The organism is Actinacidiphila glaucinigra (assembly GCF_900188405.1).
Classification (GTDB): Bacteria; Actinomycetota; Actinomycetes; order Streptomycetales; family Streptomycetaceae; genus Actinacidiphila; species Actinacidiphila glaucinigra.
Genome location: NZ_FZOF01000012.1, coordinates 51,501 through 74,632, shown reverse-complemented (window position 1 = coordinate 74,632; position 23,132 = coordinate 51,501). Strand labels below are relative to the sequence as shown.

26 protein-coding genes and 1 tRNA gene are annotated in these 23,132 nt (G+C 72.5%); 20 read left to right on the top strand and 7 right to left on the bottom strand.

Annotation, left to right across the window (positions count from 1 at the left end):
• Genes CHF15_RS23520 through CHF15_RS23505 form a run of 4 tightly spaced genes read left to right on the top strand, consistent with a single transcriptional unit; the run spans position 1 to position 3,799 of the window.
• The gene (locus CHF15_RS23520) at positions 1–1,062 is read left to right on the top strand and encodes an ABC transporter ATP-binding protein (RefSeq protein WP_089225849.1); all 1,062 of its coding nucleotides are present in this window, start codon (positions 1–3) and stop codon (positions 1,060–1,062) included.
• Positions 1,055–1,891, top strand: coding sequence for a 2-aminoethylphosphonate ABC transporter permease subunit (locus tag CHF15_RS23515; RefSeq protein WP_245938999.1), 837 nt, complete (start codon positions 1,055–1,057; stop codon positions 1,889–1,891). Before CHF15_RS23520 ends, CHF15_RS23515 begins: the two co-directional genes overlap by 8 nt.
• Entirely contained in the window at positions 1,878–2,675 is a 798-nt protein-coding gene (locus CHF15_RS23510; RefSeq protein ID WP_179279928.1) for an ABC transporter permease subunit, read from the top strand. The genes CHF15_RS23515 and CHF15_RS23510 overlap by 14 nt, the downstream gene beginning before the upstream one ends.
• Positions 2,676–2,698: 23 nt before the next feature.
• On the top strand, positions 2,699–3,799 hold the full coding sequence (locus CHF15_RS23505; RefSeq protein WP_089225847.1) for a 2-aminoethylphosphonate ABC transporter substrate-binding protein: 1,101 nt from the start codon (positions 2,699–2,701) through the stop codon (positions 3,797–3,799).
• Positions 3,800–3,853: 54 nt separating this feature from the next.
• On the opposite strand, the gene CHF15_RS23500 is transcribed toward CHF15_RS23505, so the two are convergent.
• Positions 3,854–4,633: an HAD-IIA family hydrolase gene (locus CHF15_RS23500; RefSeq protein ID WP_089225846.1), complete on the bottom strand. Its 780-nt coding sequence runs from the start codon at positions 4,631–4,633 to the stop codon at positions 3,854–3,856.
• Between the two features lie 193 nt (positions 4,634–4,826).
• Here CHF15_RS23500 and CHF15_RS23495 point away from each other — a divergent pair, with 193 nt between their 5' ends.
• Together CHF15_RS23495 and CHF15_RS23490 are read left to right on the top strand one after the other, a co-directional pair.
• Positions 4,827–5,810 carry a hypothetical protein gene (locus CHF15_RS23495; RefSeq protein ID WP_143681625.1) on the top strand — a complete coding sequence of 328 codons (984 nt, stop codon included), beginning with the start codon at positions 4,827–4,829 and terminating at the stop codon, positions 5,808–5,810.
• Positions 5,811–5,814: 4 nt separating this feature from the next.
• Entirely contained in the window at positions 5,815–6,456 is a 642-nt protein-coding gene (locus CHF15_RS23490) for a class F sortase (protein WP_089225844.1), read from the top strand.
• Positions 6,457–6,484: 28 nt separating this feature from the next.
• On the opposite strand, the gene bcp is transcribed toward CHF15_RS23490, so the two are convergent.
• Entirely contained in the window at positions 6,485–6,952 is a 468-nt protein-coding gene (gene bcp, locus CHF15_RS23485; protein WP_018564004.1) for a thioredoxin-dependent thiol peroxidase, read from the bottom strand.
• 100 nt (positions 6,953–7,052) lie between these two features.
• Here bcp and CHF15_RS23480 point away from each other — a divergent pair, with 100 nt between their 5' ends.
• The 3 genes from CHF15_RS23480 (at position 7,053) to CHF15_RS23470 (ending at position 8,149) form a co-directional block, all read left to right on the top strand.
• The gene (locus CHF15_RS23480) at positions 7,053–7,376 is read left to right on the top strand and encodes a DUF3618 domain-containing protein (protein ID WP_089225843.1); all 324 of its coding nucleotides are present in this window, start codon (positions 7,053–7,055) and stop codon (positions 7,374–7,376) included.
• A gap of 10 nt (positions 7,377–7,386) precedes the next feature.
• A complete protein-coding gene (locus CHF15_RS23475; RefSeq protein WP_026251892.1) occupies positions 7,387–7,725 on the top strand; it encodes a GroES family chaperonin in 339 nt (112 codons plus the stop codon).
• Between the two features lie 103 nt (positions 7,726–7,828).
• Positions 7,829–8,149 carry a DMT family transporter gene (locus CHF15_RS23470; protein WP_089225959.1) on the top strand — a complete coding sequence of 107 codons (321 nt, stop codon included), beginning with the start codon at positions 7,829–7,831 and terminating at the stop codon, positions 8,147–8,149.
• A gap of 33 nt (positions 8,150–8,182) precedes the next feature.
• Here CHF15_RS23470 and CHF15_RS23465 read toward each other — a convergent pair whose 3' ends face one another.
• On the bottom strand, positions 8,183–10,414 hold the full coding sequence (locus CHF15_RS23465) for a transglycosylase domain-containing protein (protein WP_089225842.1): 2,232 nt from the start codon (positions 10,412–10,414) through the stop codon (positions 8,183–8,185).
• 272 nt (positions 10,415–10,686) lie between these two features.
• Here CHF15_RS23465 and CHF15_RS23460 point away from each other — a divergent pair, with 272 nt between their 5' ends.
• Genes CHF15_RS23460 through CHF15_RS23450 form a run of 3 tightly spaced genes read left to right on the top strand, consistent with a single transcriptional unit; the run spans position 10,687 to position 13,260 of the window.
• Complete coding sequence (locus CHF15_RS23460; RefSeq protein WP_089225841.1) at positions 10,687–11,487, top strand: ABC transporter permease; 801 nt, start codon at positions 10,687–10,689, stop codon at positions 11,485–11,487.
• Positions 11,480–12,283 (top strand): ABC transporter permease, encoded by an 804-nt coding sequence (locus CHF15_RS23455; RefSeq protein WP_089225840.1) that lies wholly within the window; start codon positions 11,480–11,482, stop codon positions 12,281–12,283. Before CHF15_RS23460 ends, CHF15_RS23455 begins: the two co-directional genes overlap by 8 nt.
• Positions 12,283–13,260, top strand: coding sequence for an ABC transporter ATP-binding protein (locus CHF15_RS23450; protein ID WP_089225839.1), 978 nt, complete (start codon positions 12,283–12,285; stop codon positions 13,258–13,260). The genes CHF15_RS23455 and CHF15_RS23450 overlap by 1 nt, the downstream gene beginning before the upstream one ends.
• Before the next feature lie 362 nt (positions 13,261–13,622).
• Here CHF15_RS23450 and CHF15_RS23445 read toward each other — a convergent pair whose 3' ends face one another.
• Positions 13,623–14,735: an aminotransferase class V-fold PLP-dependent enzyme gene (locus tag CHF15_RS23445; protein WP_089225838.1), complete on the bottom strand. Its 1,113-nt coding sequence runs from the start codon at positions 14,733–14,735 to the stop codon at positions 13,623–13,625.
• Between the two features lie 25 nt (positions 14,736–14,760).
• Positions 14,761–16,086, bottom strand: coding sequence for an SGNH/GDSL hydrolase family protein (locus CHF15_RS23440; protein WP_089225837.1), 1,326 nt, complete (start codon positions 16,084–16,086; stop codon positions 14,761–14,763).
• A gap of 173 nt (positions 16,087–16,259) precedes the next feature.
• Here CHF15_RS23440 and CHF15_RS23435 point away from each other — a divergent pair, with 173 nt between their 5' ends.
• The 8 genes from CHF15_RS23435 (at position 16,260) to CHF15_RS23400 (ending at position 22,022) form a co-directional block, all read left to right on the top strand.
• Positions 16,260–17,567 carry a DUF445 domain-containing protein gene (locus tag CHF15_RS23435; RefSeq protein ID WP_245938998.1) on the top strand — a complete coding sequence of 436 codons (1,308 nt, stop codon included), beginning with the start codon at positions 16,260–16,262 and terminating at the stop codon, positions 17,565–17,567.
• Between the two features lie 70 nt (positions 17,568–17,637).
• Complete coding sequence (locus CHF15_RS23430) at positions 17,638–18,399, top strand: class E sortase (protein WP_089225835.1); 762 nt, start codon at positions 17,638–17,640, stop codon at positions 18,397–18,399.
• Positions 18,400–18,446: 47 nt separating this feature from the next.
• A complete protein-coding gene (locus CHF15_RS23425) occupies positions 18,447–18,758 on the top strand; it encodes a DUF6412 domain-containing protein (protein WP_375821286.1) in 312 nt (103 codons plus the stop codon).
• A gap of 107 nt (positions 18,759–18,865) precedes the next feature.
• Positions 18,866–19,537, top strand: coding sequence for a YidC/Oxa1 family membrane protein insertase (locus tag CHF15_RS23420; RefSeq protein ID WP_089225834.1), 672 nt, complete (start codon positions 18,866–18,868; stop codon positions 19,535–19,537).
• Positions 19,538–19,596: 59 nt separating this feature from the next.
• Positions 19,597–20,454, top strand: a complete 858-nt coding sequence (locus CHF15_RS23415) for a fumarylacetoacetate hydrolase family protein (RefSeq protein ID WP_089225833.1) — start codon at positions 19,597–19,599, stop codon at positions 20,452–20,454.
• Positions 20,455–20,592: 138 nt separating this feature from the next.
• Complete coding sequence (locus tag CHF15_RS23410; protein ID WP_089225832.1) at positions 20,593–21,219, top strand: HNH endonuclease signature motif containing protein; 627 nt, start codon at positions 20,593–20,595, stop codon at positions 21,217–21,219.
• A 478-nt stretch (positions 21,220–21,697) separates the two neighbouring features.
• Complete coding sequence (locus tag CHF15_RS46600) at positions 21,698–21,883, top strand: HNH endonuclease (RefSeq protein ID WP_322975703.1); 186 nt, start codon at positions 21,698–21,700, stop codon at positions 21,881–21,883.
• Positions 21,884–21,936: 53 nt separating this feature from the next.
• A tRNA-Leu gene (locus tag CHF15_RS23400) sits at positions 21,937–22,022 on the top strand.
• A 46-nt stretch (positions 22,023–22,068) separates the two neighbouring features.
• On the opposite strand, the gene rdgB is transcribed toward CHF15_RS23400, so the two are convergent.
• Complete coding sequence (rdgB, locus tag CHF15_RS23395; RefSeq protein ID WP_089225831.1) at positions 22,069–22,677, bottom strand: RdgB/HAM1 family non-canonical purine NTP pyrophosphatase; 609 nt, start codon at positions 22,675–22,677, stop codon at positions 22,069–22,071.
• A 15-nt stretch (positions 22,678–22,692) separates the two neighbouring features.
• Positions 22,693–23,088: a hypothetical protein gene (locus tag CHF15_RS23390; protein WP_089225830.1), complete on the bottom strand. Its 396-nt coding sequence runs from the start codon at positions 23,086–23,088 to the stop codon at positions 22,693–22,695.
• Positions 23,089–23,132: the final 44 nt, after the last annotated feature.

The following is a 23,132-nucleotide window of genomic DNA, read 5'->3' as shown; positions in this document are numbered from 1 at the left end:
ATGGGCATACGGTTCGAGGACGTGACGGTGGCCTACGGCCGCACCACCGTCCTGGACTCCTTCGACCTCACCGTGGAACCCGGCGAGGTGATGGCCCTGCTCGGCCCCTCCGGCTCGGGCAAGACCACCGCGCTGCGCGCCGTCGCCGGCTTCGTCACCCCGGCCCGCGGCCGGGTGTGGATCGACGGCCGCGACGTGACGAAGCTGCCGCCGTACCAGCGCGGCATCGGCATGGTCGTGCAGAGCTACGCCCTCTTCCCGCACATGCGGGTCGACAAGAACGTCGGCTTCGGACTGCGGGCGCAAGGGGTGCCGCGCGCCGAGACCGCCGAACGGGTCGAGCAGGCCCTGGCGCTCACCGGCATGGGCGAGTTCGCCCGCCGCTACCCGCGCGAGCTGTCCGGCGGCCAGCAGCAGCGCGTCGCCATCGCCCGCGCCCTGGCGGTGCGCCCCCAAGTGCTGCTGCTCGACGAGCCGCTGTCCGCGCTCGACGCGAGGCTGCGCTCGGGGATGCTGGCCGAACTGGCGCGCCTGCACCGCGAACTGCCCGACGTCTCCATGCTGTACGTCACGCACGACCAGATCGAGGCGCTGACCCTGGCCGACCGCATCGCGGTGATGGACCGGGCCCGGCTCCGGGACGTCGGCACTCCGCAGGAGCTCTACCGGCGCCCGCGCACCGAGTTCACCGCGTCCTTCGTCGGCAACGCCAACTTGCTGCCGGTCACCGTCGGCAGGGACGGCGGTGTGCGTTTCGCGGAGCACGACCTGCAAGCCCCCACCGGCGACGCGGCCCCCGGCGCCGAGGCCACGCTGTGCGTGCGCCCGCACGCCGTGGGCCTGGGCGACGGGCCCAATCCGCTGCCCGGCACCGTCACCGGCATCCAGTGGCGCGGCGCCACCCACCGGCTGCTGGTGGAGACCGCGGGCCACCGGCTGATGGCCGACGTCGGCGAACTGCGCGACCCGCCCGCCCCCGGCGACACCGTCACCGTGCACTTCGCCCCGGACGACGCCGTCCTGCTGCCCGCGGGCACCGGGGGCGATGACCGCGATGGCTGAGGCACGCCCCTGGGCGCCGCGCCTGCTGTGGGCGGGGGTGCCGGTCGCGCTGCTCGCGGCGGGCTTCCTCTACCCGCTGGTGCTCCTGGTGTGGCAGTCCGTGTCCCCCGACACCGGCGGGCACTCCTTCGCCGTCTACCAGGACGTCTTCGGCTCCGAGGTCTTCCGGCGGGCGCTGGGCAACACCGTGTGGATCGCGGCCGCCTCGACGGCCGGCTGCCTGGTGCTGGGCTTCGTCCTCGCCCTGGTGATCGCCTTCGTGCCGTTCCCCGGCGCCCGCGCGGTCGCCCGCTTCGTCGACGTCTTCCTGTCCTTCCCGTCCTTCCTGATCACGCTGGCGCTGGTCTTCGTGTACGGGTCGGCGGGCATGGCCAACGGGCTGTGGACGGACGTGACGGGCGCCGCCGAGGGGCCGTTCGCCTTCCTGACCACGCCCTGGGGGGTGATCCTCGCCGAGGTCACGTACTTCACGCCCTTCGTGATGCGCCCCCTGCTGGCCGCCTTCGGGCAGCTGGACCCCGCGCAGATCGAGGCCGCCTCCTCGCTGGGTGCCCGCGCCCCGCGGATCGTGCGGCAGGTGATCCTCCCCGACGCACTGCCCGCGCTGGCCGCCGGCGGGAGCCTGGTGCTGGTGATGTGCCTGAACGAGTTCGGCATCGTGCTCTTCACCGGCGCCAAGGGCGTCACCACACTGCCGATGCTCGTCTACACCAAGGCGATCCTGGAGTCCGACTACCCCGCGGCCTGCGTCGTCGCCACCGTCAACGTCGCCGTCTCGCTGACGCTGTACGGCATCTACCGGGCGGTGAGCCGACGTGCTGGTGCATAGCCGCGGCGGCCGCCGGGCCGTGTGGGCGCTGTTCGCCCTGCTCTTCCTGCCGCTGTTCGCGCTGCCGCTGCTGGTGCTGGTGGCCGCGTCCTTCGCGGGCCACTGGAGCGGCGCGCTGCCGTCCGGCCCGACCCTGGACCACTACGACGCCGCCGTGCGCGGCGAGTCGCTGCGGGCCCTGACGGCCAGCCTGGCCACCGCGGCCGCTGCGAGCGCCCTGGCGCTGACCGCGGGCACCTGGGCCGCGCTGTCCGCGCACGCGCTGGGCCGCCGGGCCCGGCGCGTGATGGACCTGCTGTTCATGCTGCCGGTCGCGGTGCCGTCGGTGGTCGCCGGACTCGCGCTTCTGGTGGCTTTCAGCAAACCGCCCGTGCTGCTCAACGGCACCCGGTGGATCGTGATCCTGGCCCACACCGTCCTGGTGACGGCCTTCGCCCACCAGTCGGTGACGGCGGCGCTCGGCCGCCTCGACCCCGCCTACGAACAGGCGGCGGCCAGCCTCGGCGCCCGCCCCTGGTACGTGCTGTGGCGGGTCCGACTGCCGCTGCTGCTGCCCTCCCTGGGGGCGGCCGCCGGGCTCTGCTTCGCCCTGTCCATGGGCGAGCTGAGCGCCACGATGATGCTCTACCCGCCCGACTGGCTGCCCCTGCCGGTCCTCGTCTTCGGCGCCACCGACCGCGGCTCGCCCTTCACCGGCTCCGCCCTCGCGGTGGTCCTCATGGGCACGACCCTGCTCGTCCTGCTCGCCCTCTCCCGCATCCGCACCAAGGCCTCCTACCGATGACCCCCAAGGAGATCAGTCCCGCCATGTCCTCCGTGCCCCGCGTCTCCCGCGTCTCCCGCGCCCCCCGTCGCGCCCTGAGCGCCCCGATCGCCGTCCTCGCCTCCGCCCTCGTCCTCGGCGGCGCCCTCACCGCCTGCGGCGGCGGCTCCTCCGCCTCCGACGCCAAGGAGGTCACCGTCTACAGCGCCGACGGCCTCAAGGGCGAGAACGGCGACGGCTGGTACGACCGGGTCTTCAAGGACTTCGAGAAGCAGACCGGCATCAAGGTCCGCTACGTCGAGGGCGGTTCGGGCGAGGTCGTGCAGCGCGCCGTCCGCGAGAAGTCCAACACCCAGGCCGACGTCCTGGTCACCCTGCCGCCCTTCATCCAGCAGGCCGGCGCCAAGGGGCTGCTGGAGAAGTACACCCCGAAGGGCGCCAACAAGGTCGCGGCCGCCGACAAGTCCACCGACGGGACCTGGACCTCGGTCGTCAACAACTACTTCGGCTTCGTCTACAACAGGCAGCAGCTGAAGACCGCCCCCACCACCTGGGACGAGCTGCTGGACGCGAAGTACAAGAACAAGCTCCAGTACTCCACGCCGGGCGTCGCCGGCGACGGCACCGCGGTCGTCATCAAGGCGATGCACGACTTCGGCGGCAAGGACCAGGCCATGGAGTACCTGAAGAAGCTCCAGGCCAACAACGTCGGCCCGTCCTCCTCCACCGGCAAGCTGGCGCCGAAGGTCGACAAGGGCGAGATCCTCGTCGCCAACGGCGACGTCCAGATGAACTTCGCGCAGACCAAGTCGATGCCGAACCTCGGCATCTGGTTCCCGGCCGCCCAGGGCGGCCGGGCCACCACCTTCGCGCTGCCGTACGCCGGCGGCCTGGTCAAGGGCGGACCGCACTCCGAGAACGGCAGGAAGCTGCTGGACTTCATGCTCGGCGAGGAGGCCCAGAAGCAGGTCAGCTCCATCGGCGGCGGCTTCGCCGCGCGCACCGACGTGAAGGCCGACGACGCCAACGCCAGAGCGCTGTCCCGCATCCTCCAGAACGTGGAGGTCTTCCAGCCGGACTGGGCGGACATCGACACCAACCTCGACACGTACGTCCAGGCCTGGCAGGAGGCGACCGGCAGCTGACGCGCTCCCGGCGCGGTGCGCCCCCGGCCGGTCGCGGCCGGGGGCGCGCCGTCGTCAGACGAGGTCGACGAGGTCCGCGATGGAGTCCACGACGGTGGTCGGCCGGTACGGGAAGCGGTCGATGTCACCCGACTTGGTCAGGCCGGTCAGCACCAGGAAGGTCTGCATCCCGGCCTCCAGGCCCGCCAGCACGTCGGTGTCCATGCGGTCGCCGATCATCGCGGAGGTCTCGGAGTGCGCGCCGATGGTGTTGAGGCCGGTGCGCATCATCAGCGGGTTGGGCTTGCCGACGAAGTACGGGTCCTTCCCTGTCGCCTTCGTGATCAGCGCAGCCACCGAGCCGGTGGCGGGCAGCGCCCCCTCGGGCGAGGGACCGGTGTTGTCGGGGTTGGTGGCGATGAACCGGGAGCCGGCGTTGATCAGGCGGATGGCCTTGGTGAGGGCCTCGAAGGAGTAGGTCCGCGTCTCGCCCAGGATCACGAAGTCGGGCTCGTGGTCGGTCAGCACGTACCCCGCGTCGTGCAGGGCCGTGGTGAGGCCGGCCTCACCGATGACGTACGCCGTCCCGCCGGGGTGCTGGTCGTCCAGGAAGCGGGCCGTGGCCAGCGCCGAGGTCCAGATGTTCTCGGCCGGCACGTCCAGGCCGATGCGGCTGAGCCGGGCCGCCAGGTCGCGGGGGGTGTAGATCGAGTTGTTCGTCAGGACGAGGAACGGGCGGCCCGAGTCCCGCAGCCGCTTGATAAAGGCGTCCGCGCCGGGCACCGGGATGCCCTCGTGCATGAGGACGCCGTCCATGTCGGTGAGCCAGGATTCGATGGGCTTGCGCGCTGTCATGGCTGCGGACTCTAGTCCGGCCGGGTGACCTGTGCACATGCGCGCGGTGTCCGCCCCGGGTTCGCCGGTCCGGGCGACCCCCCGACCCGTCCGGAGCACCACCGCATGCGAAGGCCCGCCCGGGAAGGGACCTTCGAAACACCGGGGCCGACCAATCCGACGGCATGAGCCCGGGTGAGTGGAGGTTGTGATCATGGGCTCTGTCATGGGGGCCGCCCGCGTTCCCTTGTGTGCCGCCGCCGCGGCGACGCTGATCGCGTTGTGCGGTACCGCGGCCGTGGCGGACGACGGGCGGGACGACTCCAGCGGGACCAGTTTCCAGTTCGGCGGAGGCGGTGGAGGGGGTGACGGGGACGACGACGGCGGGGGCGGCAATCCGCTCCTGCAGTTCGGCAACAAGGGCGACGACGACCAGGACAACGGCCGGCAGAACAACAACAACAGCAACAACGACGATGACGATGACGACGACGACAGCGGCCGCGACAACGGCCGCCAGAACAGCAACGACGACGATGACTCCGGCCGTGACAACGGCGGCCGCAACGACTCCGGACAGGACGACGACGGCCGCGAGGACAACGGCGGCGGCAACGGCGGCGGCAACGGCCCGGACGACGGCGGAACCGGCGGCGTAGGGGGCGTCGGCGGAACCGGCGGCGTAGGGGGCGTCGGCGGCGTAGGGGGCGTCGGCGGCGTTGGAGGCGTTGGAGGCGTCGGCGGCGTTGGAGGCGTCGCCGGCGTCGACAGCGGCCCGGTGAGGATCACCCCGGGCACGGCCGGCCCCGGCGCCGACGTCGACGTCCGCACCGACCAGTGCGACCGCGCCAAGACCGGCACCGTCAGCTCCTCCGCGTTCGTCACCCCGGTCACGCTCGCCCCGGCGAGCGACGGCGGGATGTACGCCTCCGCGGTGGTCCGCTCCGGGCTGACCCCGGGCTCCTACCGGGTCGCCATCACCTGTGACGGGAAGTCCCACGAGGGCACGCTGGCGGTCACCGAGGCCGCCTCCGGCTTCCCGTCCGCGCCCGTTCCCGCGGGCGGCGGCGCCATGGCGGCCCATCAGGCCGCCGCGCAGCAGCAGCCCGCGGGCGTGCCCGGCATCGTGGCGGCCGGCGTGCTGGCCGTGGCGGGGGCCGCGGGGCTGGTCGTGCACCGCCGCCGTACCCGGGACTGACCCGGTGCAGGCGCGTACCGTCGCGGCCCTCGCGGCCGCCGTGGTGCTCTCCGCGGCGTGGCTGAAGGGATACGTCCACCCCGGCCTGCCGGGGTCCGGGATCGGCGCCCCCGCGCCCGCCGCGACCGCGGGGGCCGCCGGGCGGCCCGCCCAGGTGTACGCGGCGCACACACCGCTGCCCCCGGCGCGCCCGCTACGGATCGACATCCGCTCGGCGGGCATCCACGCCAAGCTGGTGGAGCGCGGGCTCACCGCCGACGGCGCTGTGGACCCGCCGCCGTTCAGCACGCCGGACGTGGCGGGCTGGTACGGGCGCGGTCCCGCCCCCGGGGACGCGGGGGCGGCACTGATCGTCGGGCACGTCGACACCCGCAGCAAAGCGGCGGTCTTCTACGCCCTGAGCACGGTCACGCAGGGCGACCTGGTGGAGGTCACCCGCTCGGACGGCTCGGTCGCCGAGTTCGCCGTCGAGGGCGTGGAGATCGTCGACAAGACGGGCTTCCGCGCGGACCGGGTGTACGGCTCGGGGGTCCGCCCGGAGCTGCGGCTGATCACCTGCGGCGGCACCTTCGACCACGCCACCCAGTCCTACTCGGCGAACGTCGTGGTGTACGCGGCGCTGACCGGCTCGCACACCCGGGCGTGACCGCCCCGGCCGACGGGGTGTCAGACCGTCAGACCCCCAGGTCGCGGATGAGCTTGGCGACGTGTCCGGTGGCCTTGACGTTGTACCAGGCGTGCTCGACCCTGCCCTGCTCGTCGACGACGACGGTGGAGCGGATCACCCCGGTCACGACCTTGCCGTACAGCTTCTTCTCGCCGAAGGCGCCGTACGCGGTCAGCACGGACTTGTCGGGGTCGGCGAGCAGGGTGACCTTCAGGGACTCCTTCTCGCGGAACTTGGCCAGCTTCTCCGGCTTGTCGGGCGAGATCCCGATGACGTCGTAGCCGGCGCCCGCGAGCACGTCGAGGTTGTCGGTGAAGTCGCAGGCCTGCTTGGTGCAGCCGGGCGTGAGGGCGGCCGGGTAGAAGTACACGATGACCTTGCGGCCCGCGTGGCCGGCGAGGGAGACCTCGTTGCCGTCGGCGTCGGAAAGGGTGAAGGCGGGGGCGGTGTCGCCGGGCTGGAGGCGCTCGCTCATGGTGCAGTTCTCCGGTTCGGGGTGCCGACGGGCATCGGCACGGACGGGCTGACAGACTGTCTGCACGGTACCGGTCGACAAGGACGATGGAGGCGGAGCAGTGTCGGATGGCAGGAGCCCTGCTCAGATCGAGGCGGACATCGCCCTCAAGCGGCAGGCGCTGGCCGCGACGCTGGACGAGATCGCGGTGCGGGTGCATCCCAGCACGCTCGCGGCGGACGCCAAGGCGAAGGTCAGCTCGGCGGTGGACCGCACCGCGGGCCGTGCGTACGTGGCGGTGAACCGCGGCGTGACCGAGCTGCGGGGCCACTTCGTGTCGGAGGACGGCGCGCCCCGCGTGGAGCGCATCGTGCCGGTCGCGGTGGCGGCGGTGGCACTGGTCGCGGTGGTGGCCGGGCTCTCACTGCGCCGGCGCCGCCGGTAACGTCGTACCTGTGAGTTCGAATACGCATGACAAGCTTCCCATCCGCATGCTGCACGACCGCGTGCTGGTGCGCTCCGACGTCCCCGAGGGCGAGCGGCGCTCCGGCGGCGGCATCCTGATCCCCGCCACGGCGGCCGTCGGCAAGCGGCTCGCCTGGGCCGAGGTCGTCGCGGTGGGACAGAACGTACGGACCGTGGAGGTCGGCGACCGGGTGCTCTTCGACCCGGAGGACCGGGCCGAGGTCGAGGTGCGCGGTACGGCGTACGTGCTGATGCGGGAGCGGGACCTGCACGCGGTGGCGGCGGAGCGGCTGCAGGGCTCGGAGGACTCCACCGGCCTCTACCTCTGAGTTTGTTATCGTCGGGTCCGTACCCTGACGAGACGCGCCGTACCAGGGCCCATGCAAAGACGACGCACCCCCTGACCCCCCGAGGATCGTGGAGGTGCCCGTCATGGCATGGGTCCTGTTGTGTGCCGCCGGCCTGCTCGAGGTCGGCTGGTCGATCGGCATGAAGTACACCGACGGCTTCACCCGGCTGTGGCCCAGCGTCGGCACGGGGCTCGGCATCGTCGCGAGCATGCTGCTGCTGTCGTACGCGGCCCGGACGCTGCCGATCGGCACCGCCTACGGGGTGTGGGTCGGGATCGGCGCGGCCGGTGCGGCCGTGCTCGGCATCGTGGTGCTGGGCGAGCCGGCGACCGCCGCCCGGATCTTCTTCATCTGCCTGCTGCTGGTGTCCGTGGTCGGCCTGAAGGCGACCTCGGGGCACTGAGCGTCACACCGCAACGCACCGGGCGCCGCGTGCCTACGGAAAGTCGTCCCCGCCGCCGGGGTCGCCGTCCAGGCCCCCGATGGGCAGTCCGCCGTCGTCGGTGCCACCGCCGTCGCCGGGGCTGGACGGGCCGCCGGGCTCGCTCGGCTCCTCGCTGGTGGGCGGTTCCTCCGTGCCGGGCGGCTCGGAGGTCTCCGGCGGGGCGGTGGTGGTCGGCGGGGCCGAGGTCGTCGGCGGGGCGGAGCTGACCGGCGGGGCGGTGGTCGGCGGGGCCTGGGCACCCGGCTCCAGCCGCAGCTTGAAGTTCTTCGCCGGCTTCCCCTTCAGCGCGTCGGCCGTGTACTGCGCCCAGATCTGCGTGGGGAAGCCGCCGCCGTTGACGCGGGGCAGTCCCGTGGTGCCGTACAGCTCCTTCTGGGCGCCGGTCTGGGAGTCCTGGCCCATGACGGCGACGACGGTGGCCAGGTCCGGGGTGTAACCGGCGAACCAGGCGGCCCTGTCCTCCTCGGCCGTGCCGGTCTTGCCCGCGGCGGGCCGGCCCGCCGCCTGCGCGGCGGTGGCGGTGCCGCCCCGGACCACCGAACGCAGGATCGAGGTCGTGGTGTCGGCGGCCTCGCGGTGCACGGCCTGGGTGGGCCGGCGGGTGGGCAGCTGCACGTCCTGCCCGTTCTTGGTGATCTTCACGACCATGCTGTACGGGACGTACCGGCCGTGGTTGGCGAGCGTCGCGTAGGTCTGCGCCATGTCCAGCGGGCTCGCCGTCATCGTGCCCAGCGCCATCGCCGGGCTGCTCACCAGCTTCACCTTCTCCGGCATCCCCAGCGCCCGCACCGTGTCGTTGACCTTGCCCGAGCCGACGTCCTGCGCCATCTGGGCGTAGACCGAGTTCACGGACTTGTCCATGGCGTTGGTGGCCGTGATCGCCCCGTAGGAGACGTCGTCCTCGTTCGCCGGGGCATAGCCGGTCGGGCCGTCGCGTCCGATGACCTCGCGCTTGTTCCGGCCGTCGTAGACGGTGTACGGGGTGATGCGCCGGCCGTTCTGGGTGGTGGAGTCGTTCTGCACGGCGGAGGCGAAGATGAACGGCTTGAAGGTGGAGCCGACCTGGTAGTCCGAGCGGGTCGCGTTGTTGACGAACTGCTTGGTGAAGTCGACGCCGCCGTACATCGCGACGACCTTGCCCGTGGCCGGGTCGATGGACGCCCCGCCGACCCGCACGTACTTGTCGGCCTTGTGCGCCTTCGGCTTGAGCTTGTCGAGCAGCTGCTCCTCGGCCGCCTTGACGAAGGCCTTCTCCTTCTTGCGGTCGATGGTGGTGGTGATGCGGTATCCGCCGGAGCGCAGCGTCTCCTCGTCCAGGATCTTCGCCTCGTACAGGTAGTCCTTGACGGCCTCGAGCAGGTAGCCGCGCTGGCCGGACATCCCGGTGGCGGCCTTGGCCTTGTGCGGCGTCGGGAACTTCAGCCCGGCGCGCTCGCCCTCGCTCAGCCAGCCCTCCTTGACCATGCCGTCCAGCACGTAGTCCCAGCGGGCCTCCGCCTTGGCCTTGTTCTGCGGGTGGGCCACGATGTCGTACTCGCTGGGCGCGTTGAGCAGAGTCGCCAGGTACGCGCCCTCGGCGGCGTCGAGTTCGTCGGCGTCCTTGCCGAAGTAGGCCTGGGCGGCGGCCTGGATGCCGTAGGCGTTGCGGCCGTAGTAGCTGGTGTTGAGGTATCCCTCGAGGATCTCCTCCTTGGTCTTCTCGCGGTCCAGCTTGATCGCGATGAAGAACTCCTTGGCCTTGCGGACCGCCGTCTGCTCCTGGTTGAGGTAGTAGTTCTTGACGTACTGCTGGGTGATGGTCGAACCGGACTGCTTGCCCTTGCCGGTGACAGTGTTCCACCCCGCGCGCAGCATCGCCTTCGGGCTGACCGCGGACTCGTGGTAGAAGTTGCGGTCCTCGGCGGCGAGGGTGGCGTGCTGGGCGACCTCGGACACCTGGTCCAGGCCCACGTTCTCGCGGTTGACCGCGCCGTCGCGGACCAGCTGGGTGCCGTCGGAGTACAGGTAGACGTTGCTCTGCGCGACCGCGCCCGCGTTCGCCTTGGGGATGTCGACCAGCTGGTAGCCGATGATGAACGCCCCCGCGCACGCCAGCACGACCAACAGGAACGCGCCGAGCACCGCGCGCCAGCTCGGGATCAGCCTGCGGGCACCGGTGCGCTTCGGCTTCTTGCCGGAGGGCCGGTTCTCCCAGCCGCCGGGGGAAGCGTTGCTGCTGCTCATGTCTGTACTGACTCCTCCGCGGCCGCCGAGGGTTGTGCCGCGGCGGGAACATCTTGGGTCAATCGTGCCGTACGACCCGGCGGACACTTTCCCACCATCAGGACAAAATGGGTCATCGCTGTGCATCCGTGACAAGCCTGTGACAGGCCGAATGCGTGACGCCCTCCACCCCGCCGGGTGAAAACTCCGTGGCAGTCGGCGGTCACCACGAGTAAGGTCGGGCGCTTGCGCGCGAACGGGCGGACCCGTTCCCCACACCGGGAGGAGGGACCATGCACCTGTACGCGACCGTGGCGGCGAGCGGCTTCCGGCGCCACGCGACGTACCGGGTGGCCACCGCGGCCGGCGTCTTCACCAACACCGTCTTCGGCTTCATCACCGCATACACCTACATCGCCCTCTGGCACGAACGGCCGCACCTCGGGGGCTACGACCAGTCCATGGCGTTGACGTACGTCTGGATCGGCCAGGCGCTGTTCGCGACGTCCTCCCTCATGGGCGGCGGCTTCCAGGACGAGCTGATCGAGCGGGTCCGCAGCGGCGACATCGCCGTCGACCTGCACCGCCCCGCCGACCTGCAGGCCTGGTGGCTCGCCGCCGACCTCGGCCGGGCCGGCTACCAGCTGCTCGCCCGCGGCGCGGTACCCATGGCCTGCGGCGCCCTCGCCTTCGACCTCGCCCTCCCGGCCTCCCCCGCCACCTGGGCGTTCTTCCTGCTGTCGGTCGCCCTCGGCGTCCTCGTCAGCTTCGCCCTGCGCTACCTCGTCGTCCTCAGCGTCTTCTGGCTCATGGACGGCACCGGGATCGTCGCCGTCTCCGGCCTGTCCACGCTCTTCTTCTCCGGCATGCTGCTGCCCCTCAACGCCTTCCCCGGCGACCTCTCCGCGATCGCCCTGGTGCTGCCCTGGTCGGCGCTGCTGCAGGTGCCCGCCGACATCCTGCTCGGCCGGCACACCGGCGGTGCCCTCGCCGCGGCCCTGGCCTTCCAGGCGGCCTGGGCGGTCCTCCTGCTCGGCGCGGGGCGGCTGCTGCAGTCCGCGGCCACCCGCAAGGTGGTGGTCCAGGGTGGCTGAGGGACTGCGCGCCTACGGGCTGATCGTGTGGATGTGGACCCGCTCGGCCCTGGCGTACCGGGCGTCGTTCCTCATGACCGCGGCCGTCAACTTCGCCGCCACCGGGCTGGACTTCCTCGCGATCCTGCTGATGTTCTCCCAGGTCGACCGGCTCGGCGGCTTCTCGCTGCCCGAGGTCGCCTTCCTCTACGGCACCGCCGGCACCGCCTTCGGCCTCGCCGACCTCGCCCTGGGCAGCATGGAACGGCTCGGCGGCCGGGTCCGCGACGGCACGCTCGACACCCTCCTGGTGCGGCCCGTGCCCGTCCTCGCCCAGGTCGCCGCCGACCGCTTCGCGCTGCGCCGGATCGGCCGGATCGTCCAGGGACTGCTCGTCCTGGTCTGGTCGGTGACCCGTCTGGAACTGCACTGGACCGCCCTGGACCTGGTGCTGCTGCCGATGATGCTGCTCAGCGGCGCCGGGATCTTCGGCGCGGTCTTCGTCGCCGGCGCGGCCTTCCAGTTCTGGGCCGGCGACGCCTCGGAGGTGCAGAACTCCTTCACCTACGGCGGCGCCACCCTGCTGCAGTACCCGCCGTCGGTGTTCGCGAAGGAACTCGTGCGCGGCGTCACCTTCGTGATGCCCCTCGCCTTCGTCAACTGGCTGCCCGCCCTGCGCATCCTGGGCCGCCAGGACCCCCTGGGCCTGCCCGGCTGGGTGGACTTCGCCCCGCCGTTGGTCGCCGTCGCCTGCTGCGCCCTGGCCGGCGCCGCCTGGCGGGCGGGCCTTCGTTCGTACCGGAGCACCGGGAGCTGATGCCCGACATGACCGCCCTCATCGAACTCGACCGCGTCGAGAAGGTCTTCGACGTACGCCGCCGCACCGGCCCGCTGCGCCGGGAACGCCGGCAGGTGCGCGCCGTGGACGGCATCTCCTTCACCGTCCCCGCCGGCCAGGTCGTCGGCTACATCGGGCCCAACGGCGCCGGCAAGTCCACCACCGTCAAGATGCTCACCGGCATCCTCACCCCCAGCGGCGGGCGCCTGCGCGTCGCCGGCATCGACCCCTCCCGCGAACGCACCCGGCTCGCCCGCCGCATCGGCGTCGTCTTCGGCCAGCGCACCACCTTGTGGTGGGACCTGCCGCTGCGCGACTCCTACGAACTCGTGCGCCGCATGTACCGCATCGACGCCGCCCGCTACCGCCGCAACCTCGACCGCTGCGTCGGCCTGCTCGACCTCGCACCGCTCCTGGACGTCCCCGTACGGCAGCTCTCGCTCGGCCAGCGCATGCGCGGCGACATCGCCGCGGCGCTCCTGCACGACCCCGAGGTGCTCTACCTCGACGAGCCGACCATCGGGCTGGACGTCGTCAGCAAGGCGAAGGTCCGCGCGTTCCTGCGGACCGTCAACACCGAGCAGGGCACCACCGTGCTGCTCACCACGCACGACCTCACCGACATCGAGCAGTTGTGCCGCCGCGTCATGGTCATCGACCACGGCCGCCTGGTGTACGACGGCGGCCTCGACGGGCTGCACGCCGCCGGCGACAGCGAGCGCACCCTCGTCGTCGACTTCGAGCGGGAGCTGCCACCGGTGGAACTGCCCGGCGCCCGCTGCGAACGCGTCGAAGGCCCCCGGCAGTGGATCGCCTTCCCCGCGGCCGCCAGCGCGGCGCCCCTGGTCGCCGAACTCGCCGCGCGGCACGGCGTCGTCGACCTGTCGGTGCGCGAACCCGCCATCGAGGACGTCATCGCCCGCATGTACGCGGCGAGCAGCACCGCTCCTGCCTGAGGCGGCCTCCGCCGTCCCGGCGGTGCGAGCGGGCCGGCGCCACAGGCGTCCACGACCTCCGGGTCCTGCGGGGGACTTGGCCGGCGCCGCCCTCCCGGGGGCGCCGCGGGAACGTCCTGCGTGCATCGCGCGGCCGACGTGACGACGCGTGCCGCAGCCGGCAGCCCGCGCGGGAAGGGTCCTCGACGGCGACCCCGTCCCCCACGACGGCGCGGCGGGTCGGGCCGACGCCGCGAAGCCCGCGCGCAGTGCGGCAGCCGCCGATCGCCCGGACAGGTCCTCCCCGGCACCGCGGTGTTCCCTGCCCGGCCAGCCGGTGGCCGGGGCGCGGGCCGGGCGGGGTGGTGTCCCCGCCCCGCGGGTCAGCGCAGCGAGGACAGCGCCGCGCGCACCCGCTCCACCGCGCCCGCCGTGGTCGACGCGTGCGCAGACAGCCGCACGGAGTCCGCCCGCACCGACGGGGTCACCCCGTGCTCGTGCAGCGCCTTGGCGACCTGCGCCGGGTCCACGTCCGGCACCGCGAAGGACACGATGCCCGCCCGCTCGGCACGGGCCACCGGGGACAGCACCTGCCCGCCGGCCGAGCGGACCACGTCGATCAGCTCGTCGACCCGGCGTGCCACGTGACCCTCGATCGCGGCCACCCCGACACCCTCGACCAGTTCCAGTGCCACCGCGAAGGCCGCCGCCGTCACCGGGCTCAGATTGGTGATGCTCCAGCGCAGCGCGTCCGGCGCGACCGGGTGCTCGGTGTCGTCGAAGACGGCGACGTCCTCGACCCCGGTCCACCCCGTCAGCGTGGGCTCCAGCCGCTCCAGGGCCCGGTCCGACAGCGCCGCGAAACCGGTCGCCCAGCTCGCCCGCAACCACTTCTGGCCGCCCGCGACGACCACGTCCGCCGCCTGCCACGGCAGCTCGGCGACGCCGAACGCCTGCATCGCGTCCACCACGAGCAGCCGGTCCCCGACGACCTCGCGCAGCGCCGCCAGATCGGCCCGGTAGCCGGTGCGGAAGTCCACGGCGCTGACCGAGACCGCCACCACCTCGTCCGTCAGCGCCTCGCGCACCGCGTCGGGGGTCGGCGCGCCGTCCAGCCAGCGCGGCACCGCCCGGCCCAGGGCGGCCGCGCGCCGCCACGGGTAGTGGTTGGCGGGGAAGTCGGCCGACGGCACCAGGACGGCGCCGCCGGGCACGCCGAAGGCGGCGTGGAAAATCCCGGTGGAGGCGTTGGGCAGCAGCGCCACGTGCTCGGTGTCCGTGCCCGCCAGCCGGGCCGCCGCGGCCCGGGCCCGAGGCTCGGCCCGCATCAGGTCGTTGACGGTGGTGTGGTCGGCCTCCGCCGACGCCGCAAGGGCGGCCGCCGTCGCGTCCAGGACGTCCCGCGAGGGCGGGCCGTAGCGGGCGAAGTCCAGGTACCCCTCGGGCTCGCCGAAGTGCTCCGCGTAGCCGGGCAGCCCGCCCGCGTGCTCCGTCATGGGTGTCGCCGTCCGTCCGTACTCGTCACACCTTGGCCGCCACGCCGCCCTTGAGCAGCGACAACTTCACAGTCTCCGCCATGCGCAGGAATCCGGCGTCACTGGGGTGCAGGTGGTCACCGGAGTCGTAGGCGGGCAGCAGCGCGGAGGGCCGGTTCGGGTCGCGCAGCGCCCGGTCGAAGTCGATCACCTCGTCGAACACCGTGCCCGCCCGGATCGCGGCGTTCACCTGCTGCCGCACCGCCTCGGAGTGCGTGTTGTAGCCTGCGTGGCCACCGCACGGGGTCAGCGTGGCGCCCAGCACCCGCAGCCCGCGCTCGTGACCGCGCGCCACGATCTCCCGCAGCCCCGAGACGATCTCCTGCGCGCCGGTCCGCTGCGGCGGCCGCAGCACGTCGTTGATACCCAGCTCGACGACGAGCGTACGCACACCGGTCTGGGACAGCGCGTCACGTTCCAGGCGGCTCAGACCGCTGGGATTGCCGCCGTACTCGCCGTCGCGCAGCACCCGGTTCCCGCTGATCCCCTGGTTGAGGACGCCGAGCCGCAGCCCCCGGTCGCCGGAGCCGCGCAGCCGCGTCGCCAGGCGGTCCGGCCAGCGGTGGTTCGCGCCCGGGGTGGCCGTGATGCCGTCGGTGATCGAGTCGCCGAACAGCACCACCGACCCGGCCGCCTGCCGCGTGAAGACGTCCACCCCCGTGACGTAGCGCCAGTACGGGGTCCGCGTGGTGTACGCGGCGCCGTCACTGCGCGCGGCGCGCTCGCCGAACGCCATGAACGAGGTCTGCTGCGCCCGCGGGTGGTACGTCACCGGGCCCGAGGCCTGCGGGGTGTACGTCGTCACCAGCAGGTCCGCCGCCTGCGGAACGGCCAGTTGCACGGGATCGCTGACGACACTGCCGCCCGCGGGGATCCGCACCTGCGTCCGCCCGCCGAAGGTGAGCGACCGCATCGTGCCGCCCGCCGCCGCGGGCGACCCCGGGGCGGCCGCGACGGCGACCGTCGCCCGGCCGATCTGCAGCGGGGTGCGGCCGAAGAGGTTGGAGAGGTGGACGCGCGCCGAGGTGCCGCCGACACTGGTGTGCACCACGTTGCGGATCGACCACCCCGCGTAGCCGTCCGGGGCGTTCGGCTCGCCGCCCACCGGGGACGTCGACCAGGTACCCACCCACGAACCGGACGCCGCGGGCGCGGCCTGGTTGGGGACACCGGGCAGTCCGGCCGCCACGACGGGCCCGCCGGAGCGGCCGGAGGCGCCGGTACGGTCGGCGGTGACGAAGATCGCGGCGGAGATGACCGCGGCCAGCGCGACAATTCCGGCGAGCAGTGCATAACCCGACGATCTGGCCATGCGGCGCTTCACTCCTGGGATCAAAGGGCGGGAAACCGGCGCGATCCGCTGCCGCCATGATCCCATGGAGACGTGGGGCCTGCCCGTCTGCATTGTCGGACGCCGGGAACTCGTTGTTCGTTCCACTCGAAGAGTGTGGTGTGGACGATACGCGGAAGGAGTGGATGCGGCGGATGAAAACGGCTCCGGTGACCGGATCGGACCAAGACCCGACTCCGGCGTTCTCGTACAGCCCCGCCGACGAGGGCCGGCGGCGCGGCGTACGACGTATGAAGGTGATCGCCACCGGCCTGCTGCTGGTGGCCACCGCGGTCTACGCGCTGGCCAGATGGGCCGAGTCGGCGGGAGCCGGCGCGTGGTCCGGCTATGTCGCGGCGGCCGCCGAGGCGGGCATGGTCGGCGCGCTCGCCGACTGGTTCGCGGTCACCGCGCTCTTCCGCAGGCCCCTCGGCCTGCCCATCCCGCACACCGCGATCATCCCCACGAAGAAGGACGCGCTCGGCCGCACCCTCGGCGACTTCGTCGGCGAGAACTTCCTGTCCCCGCAGGTCGTCCGCACCCGGCTGCGCAAGGTCGGCATCGCCCGGCGGCTCGGCGCCTGGCTGGAAAACCCCGAGCACGCCGACCGCGTCACCGAACAGGGCGCGGCGGCGCTGCGCGGCGCGCTGACCGTGCTGCGCGACTCCGACGTCCAGGCCGTCGTCGGCGAGGCCATCACCCGGCGCGCCGACGCCCAGGAGATCGCCCCGGGGATAGGCAAGATGCTGGAGCGCGTCGTCGCCGACGGCGGGCACCGGCGCGTGGTCGACCTGGTCTGCGTCCGCGCCCACGACTGGCTGGTCGAGCACTCCGACTCGGTGATGCACGCCGTCCAGGGAGGCGCCCCCGGCTGGACGCCGCGCTTCGTGGACCGCCGGGTCGGCGAACGCGTCTACAAGGAACTCGTGCGCTTCACCGCCGAGATGCGGGACATGCCCGAGCATCCCGCGCGCGAGGCGATCGACCGCTTCCTGGCCGACTTCGCCGTCGAGCTGCAGTCCGACCCCGACACCCGCGCCCGCGTCGAACGACTCAAGAAGGACCTGATCGCCCGCAACGAGGTCCAGGACCTCATCGAGTCCGCGTGGGGCTCGGTCCGCGGCATGATCGTCGCCGCCGCCGAGGACGAGCGCAGCGAACTGCGGCTGCGTGCCCGGGCCTCACTGCTGTCCCTGGGCGCGCGGATGACGGAGGACCCGCGGCTGACCGCCAAGATCGACGGCTGGCTGGAGGACGCCGCCACCTATGTGGTCACCACCTACCGCGACGAGATCACCGCGCTGATCACCGACACCATCGCCGGCTGGGACCCCGAGCAGACCACCCGCAAGATCGAGGCCAACGTCGGACGCGACCTGCAGTTCATCCGGATCAACGGCACCGTCGTCGGCTCGCTGGCGGGCCTGGTCATCTACTCTGTGTCCCGGCTCCTCGCGGGATAGCGGGGCGTCGGCGCGTTGCGGGCGGGGCCGCGGCCTGGGAATCTGACGCGACGTCATCTACCGTGCCGGCATGCCCACCCGCACCCCCGCCCCACTGCGCTGGCAGGGACGCGCGCTGTGGGGCGCCGGCGAAGCCGCCCTCACCCTCGGCGCCGTCCTGCTGCTGCTCGTCGCCCACCAGCTGTGGTGGACCAATCTGCAGGCGCACGCCGCCGCCACGGACCGGGTGACCACCCTGGAACGCCAATGGGACCGCGCCGGCACCCCCGCCGCCCCCACCCCCGAGACATCGGACCAATCAGCGGCCGACGGCGCCCCCGTCCCCGCCCCCGGCAACCACTCCCGCACCACCGGCCGCACCCTCACCAGCACGCCACGGCCCTCCCAGGCCTACGCCGTCCTCCGCATCCCCCGCATCGGCGTCACCGCCCCCATCGCCGAAGGCATCAGCCGCGCCAAGGTCCTCAACCGCGGATACGCCGGCCACTACCCCCACACCGCCCAGCCCGGACAACCCGGCAACTTCGCCCTCGCCGGCCACCGCAACACCCACGGCGAACCCTTCCGCCGCATCGACCGGCTCCGCCCCGGAGACACCCTCGTCGTCGAGACCGCCACCACGCGCTACACCTACGTCGTCCGGCAGACCGTCCCCCGCACCACCCCCGCCGACGGCACCGTCATCGCCCCCGTCCCCCACAGCACCGTCCACCCCCGCCGCCACATGACCGGCCCCGGCCACTACATCACCCTCACCACCTGCACCCCCGAATTCACCTCCACCCACCGCCTCGTCGTCTGGGGCGGACTCGCCGCCGCGGAACCACGCTGACCCCCCGTTCGTCATCCCCAGCGGAACGAACGAAAGGAGCAGCCCGCGTGATCCGCAGCACCGCCGCAGCCGCACGCCTGCACGGCACCGCGCTCCTGCTGCTGCTCACCGGCCTCCTGCTCACCCACACCGGCCTCACCGCCGCCGTCGCCGCCGCCGCGACCACCGCCGCCGTCGCCCTCCTGGTCGGCAGCGCCCTCCGCCTCGCGGCCACCGCGGCCCCCGTACCCCGCGGACGCGTCCGCACCGCGCTGCGCGACCGCGAACACCGCACCGCCTTCCTCCCCCAGCGCGATCCCGACGCCTCCGGCCGCCCACGCCCCAGGGCCCCCGGCCGTCCCCTCCCGACGGCCGCCTAGGGGCAACGCCACCGCCACCGCACCCCGGCACCCGCTGCCCCACCGCGCCCCGTCACGCCGCGCCCACCCCCACCGGCACGACGACACCCGCGGAGGGTCCCACCCCCATGTCCGTGTTCACGCACGCCCTGCTCAGCCTCACCGACACACTCGCCCCCCTCACCGGACACGCCGCCGCACCCGCCGCCGCGATCGTCCTCGTCACCCTCCTCGTACGCCTCGCCCTCCACCCCCTCGCCCGCGCGGCCGCCCGCGGCGAGAAGGCCCGCGCCGCCCTCGCCCCACGCGTCGCCGAACTGCGCCGCAAGCACGCGCACGACCCCCGGGAACTCCAGCGCGCCCTCACCGGCCTCCACACCCGGGAAGGCTCCTCCCCCTTCGCCGGCATCCTGCCGACCCTCCTCCAGCTCCCCGCCTTCTTCGTGCTGTACCACGCCTCCTCCACCGCCCGGATCGCCGACGCCGAGGCCGGCGCCCTGCACGCCGCGGTCCTCGTCGTGGTCGCCGCCGTCGCCTGCTGGACCTACCGCCGCGCCCGCAAGGCCGCCCCCGACGCCGAGGGCCTCGCCAAGCACCTCCCGCTGCTCTCCTTCGGCACCCTGATCACCGCCGCGATCGTCCCCCCGGCGGCCGGGCTCTACATCGCCACCTCCACCGCCTGGACCGCCGCCGAACGCGCCTGGCTCCACCGTCCACACCATGGTCAAGGGGTTGCGAACGCCACCCCCGCCGCTGGAGGATCAACCAAGACCTCCGATGACCGCCCCCATCGGACATGACCACACACCTGACCACGGCCATGACCACCGCCACCCCCCGACCACACCCGGAGAGTCTTGTGAAGCTGCTGCGAGTCGGCCCCGCCGGAGCCGAACGCCCGGCCCTGCTCGACCAGGACGGCACCCTGCGCGACCTGTCCGCCCTCACCCCCGACATCGACGGCCCCCTGCTCGCCGACACGGACGCACTCACCCGCATCCGCACCGCGGCCGCCGACGGCACCCTCCCCGCCCTCGACGGCGCGGACCTGCGCGTCGGCCCCCCGCTCGGCCGCATCGGCAAGATCGTCTGCATCGGCCTCAACTACCACGACCACGCCCGCGAGACCGGCGCCGCCGTCCCCGAGGAACCCATCCTCTTCATGAAGGCCCCCGACACCGTCGTCGGCCCCGACGACACCGTCCTCGTCCCCCGCGGCAGCCTCAAGACCGACTGGGAGGTCGAACTCGCCGTCGTCATCGGCCGCGAGCTGCGCTACGCCGCCGACGAGGCGGAAGCCCTCGCCGCCGTGGCCGGCTACGCCGTCTCCCACGACGTGTCCGAACGCGCCTTCCAGATCGAGCGCGGCGGCCAGTGGGACAAGGGCAAGAACTGCGAGACCTTCAACCCCCTCGGCCCCTGGCTGGTCACCGCCGACGAGATCCCCGACCCCCAGGCGCTGGGCCTGCGGCTGTGGGTCAACGGCGACCTCAAGCAGGACGGCACCACGGCCGAGCAGATCTTCCCGGTCGCCGAAGTCGTTCGCTACGTCAGCCAGTTCATGACCCTCTACCCCGGCGACGTCATCAACACCGGCACCCCCGCGGGCGTCGCCCTCGGCCGCCCCGAGCCCAAGCCCTACCTCCGGGCCGGCGACGTCGTCGAGCTCGAGATCGACGGCCTCGGCCACCAGCGCCAGTCCCTCAAGGACGCGTAGCCTCCCCCGCTCACACCGAAGGGCGCCCGGCACGACACGCCGGGCGCCCTTCGGCGTATCCCGGACGGCGTAACCGTCGTACAAGCGGGTCGTTAAAACGTGCGAAAGTGCAACACACGATCGCATGGGGGGATATCAGTGCCCGCAAGCCCCTACACCCGTGAACTGCTGGCCGAAGCGGCGGCGTCGTCACGGACGCTGTCCGAGGCCCTGACCAAACTCGGGCTCGATCCGCACAGTCCGACACGGCGCTACATCCGGGACCGGATGAGACGGCTGGGTGTGGATGCCTCGCACTTCCAGCGCGAGGGCCGCTGGACGAGGGAAGTCCTCGCGGCGGCAGTGGCTGTCTGCAGCAACATGAACGAGGTGCTGCGTCATCTGGGGGTCGAAGTGGTGGGCGGCCAGCACACCCACATCAGCCGACGCGTGCGTGCCTTCGGCATCGACACCTCGCACTTCACGTGCACTCCGCGCACACGCAGGCGGCTGAGGCCGGAGGAACTCCTCACCGTGCAGGACCCGGCCACGGCACGCCGCATCCAAAGCGACCGCCTCCGGCGTGCCATGACCGGAGCAGGGCTGCTCGAACGCTGTGCGTCGTGCGGAATGGACCCGCTCTGGCGCGGGCGTCCGCTCCCGCTGGAGGTCGACCACGTCAACGGCGACTGGCGCGACAACCGCCTGGAGAACCTTCGCTTCCTCTGCCCCAACTGCCATTCGACAACGGACACCTACCGCGGAAGGAACAGGCGGAAGCGATGAGTCCGGCGCTCCGTACACCCGCGAAATCCTCGCGGAAGCCGCCTCGAAGTGCTCCACCATCGAGGAGGTGGTGGCCCTTCTCGGCCGGACGCCGTACGACCGGCTCCACCGCTACCTCCGCGAGCGCTTCGCGCATTTCGGGATCGACGTCTCGCACTTCGCGCGTCCGACACGCGGTCGCAACAGCGCTCCCCCGAGGCCGTCGTCCATAAGACTGGCCGAAGCCGCGGCGGCGTCGCACTCCGTCGCCGAAACCCTGCGGTTCCTCGGACACCCGGACAGCAGCTCGGCCCGTTCCAGACTCCGCACATGGATGACAGAAGACGGAATCAGCACTGCCCACTTTCTGGGCCAGGCTCATTCGCGCGGCAAACCGGGGCCCGCTCGGCCAAGGCCGGCCTATGAGGTGCTCGTCAAGAACGAGTCAGCCGGAAGAACCCGGGCTCTGGTACTCCGCCGGGCGCTGAGGGAAATCGGCGTGCCCGAGCGATGCGCCGAGTGCGGAAGCGGGACCGAGTGGCTCGGCAAGCCGATGACGCTGGAGGTCGACCACGTCAACGGTGACTGGACCGACAATCGCGCCGAGAACCTGCGGCTGCTCTGCCCGAACTGCCACGCGATCACGGACACCTGGTGCCGGGGTGGGCCCCGCCGCAAGGCCTAGAAGTTATGCCCGTGCCCATGGCCGTGGGGGACCGCTAGGATGGCTAGCGCCCTGCGGCCGTTGCTGAATGGTATAAGCGAGGGTTTTAGGTGCCCTTGGGAGAAATCCCATGTGGGTTCGAGTCCCACCGGCCGCACCAGCGAAAGGGCCGCCGCGGAGACACTCCGCGGCGGCCCTTCGTCGTATCACCCCACCAGTTCCCGCACCACCGGCACCAGCGCCCGGAAGGCCAGCCCGCGGTGGCTGATGGCGTTCTTCTCCTCCGCGGTGAGTTCCGCGCAGGTCCGGGACTCGCCCAGCGGCTGGAGGATCGGGTCGTAGCCGAAGCCGTTCGCGCCGTGCGGTTCGAAGCGGAGGGTGCCCAGGAGGCGGCCCTCGACGACGCGTTCGGTGCCGTCGGGGAGGGCGAGGGCGGCGGCGCACATGAAGTGGGCGGCGCGGTGCGGGGTGTCGATGTCGGAGAGCTGGGCGAGGAGGAGTTCGAGGTTGGCGCGGTCGTCGCCGTGCTTGCCGGCCCAGCGGGCGGAGAAGATGCCGGGGGCGCCGCCGAGGACGTCAACGCAGAGGCCGGAGTCGTCGGCGACGGCGGGGAGTCCGGTGGCCTGGGCGAGGGCGTGGGCCTTGAGGAGGGCGTTCTCGGCGAAGGTGACGCCGGTCTCGCGGACGTCGGGGATCTCGGGGTAGGCGTCGGCGCCGACGAGCTCCACGCCGAGTCCGGCGTCGGCCAGGATGGCGTGGAGTTCGGCGACCTTGTGGGCGTTGCGGGTGGCGAGGACCAGGCGGGTGTGCGGCATGGTCCGATTATCCCGTCAGCCGGGGGTGCAGACCTTGGAGAGTTCGGATGCGGCGTCGGCGACGGGGGTGATGTCGGGGACGTCGCCGTTCTCGGCGGCCTTCTGTGCGTTCTCGACGGCCTTCTGGAGGTCGCCCACGGCGGTGTTGACGTCGGCGTTGCCGGTCTTGTCGTCGAGGCCGGCGAGGTCGTCGGCGATCTGGTCGAGGGCGTTGGCGGCGTCCTGCGGGCTGTTGCCGGCGTTGCTGACGGCGTTCTGCAGGTTCTGGACGTCGGTGGCGACCTGGGCTGCGACGTTGGCGCAGTCGAGGGCCTTGTCGACGGCGTCGACGGCGCTGCAGCCGATGAGGACGGTGGTGCCGAGGGCGGCCGCGGTGGCGAGCGCCGCGAGACGGCGGGTGCGTGGGTGCATACCTTTACTTACGCACCGCGCCGTCCGGAAGTTGCGCTTTGCAG

Coding starts and splice junctions, on each gene's coding strand:
- CHF15_RS23520 (WP_089225849.1), top strand. CDS start 1: ATGGGCATACGGTTCGAGGACGTGACGGTGGCCTACGGCCGCACCACC.
- CHF15_RS23515 (WP_245938999.1), top strand. CDS start 1,055: ATGGCTGAGGCACGCCCCTGGGCGCCGCGCCTGCTGTGGGCGGGGGTG.
- CHF15_RS23505 (WP_089225847.1), top strand. CDS start 2,699: ATGTCCTCCGTGCCCCGCGTCTCCCGCGTCTCCCGCGCCCCCCGTCGC.
- CHF15_RS23500 (WP_089225846.1), bottom strand. CDS start 4,633: ATGACAGCGCGCAAGCCCATCGAATCCTGGCTCACCGACATGGACGGC.
- CHF15_RS23495 (WP_143681625.1), top strand. CDS start 4,827: ATGGGCTCTGTCATGGGGGCCGCCCGCGTTCCCTTGTGTGCCGCCGCC.
- bcp (WP_018564004.1), bottom strand. CDS start 6,952: ATGAGCGAGCGCCTCCAGCCCGGCGACACCGCCCCCGCCTTCACCCTT.
- CHF15_RS23470 (WP_089225959.1), top strand. CDS start 7,829: ATGGCATGGGTCCTGTTGTGTGCCGCCGGCCTGCTCGAGGTCGGCTGG.
- CHF15_RS23465 (WP_089225842.1), bottom strand. CDS start 10,414: ATGAGCAGCAGCAACGCTTCCCCCGGCGGCTGGGAGAACCGGCCCTCC.
- CHF15_RS23460 (WP_089225841.1), top strand. CDS start 10,687: ATGCACCTGTACGCGACCGTGGCGGCGAGCGGCTTCCGGCGCCACGCG.
- CHF15_RS23450 (WP_089225839.1), top strand. CDS start 12,283: ATGCCCGACATGACCGCCCTCATCGAACTCGACCGCGTCGAGAAGGTC.
- CHF15_RS23445 (WP_089225838.1), bottom strand. CDS start 14,735: ATGACGGAGCACGCGGGCGGGCTGCCCGGCTACGCGGAGCACTTCGGC.
- CHF15_RS23440 (WP_089225837.1), bottom strand. CDS start 16,086: ATGGCCAGATCGTCGGGTTATGCACTGCTCGCCGGAATTGTCGCGCTG.
- CHF15_RS23435 (WP_245938998.1), top strand. CDS start 16,260: ATGAAAACGGCTCCGGTGACCGGATCGGACCAAGACCCGACTCCGGCG.
- CHF15_RS23430 (WP_089225835.1), top strand. CDS start 17,638: ATGCCCACCCGCACCCCCGCCCCACTGCGCTGGCAGGGACGCGCGCTG.
- CHF15_RS23420 (WP_089225834.1), top strand. CDS start 18,866: ATGTCCGTGTTCACGCACGCCCTGCTCAGCCTCACCGACACACTCGCC.
- rdgB (WP_089225831.1), bottom strand. CDS start 22,677: ATGCCGCACACCCGCCTGGTCCTCGCCACCCGCAACGCCCACAAGGTC.
- CHF15_RS23390 (WP_089225830.1), bottom strand. CDS start 23,088: ATGCACCCACGCACCCGCCGTCTCGCGGCGCTCGCCACCGCGGCCGCC.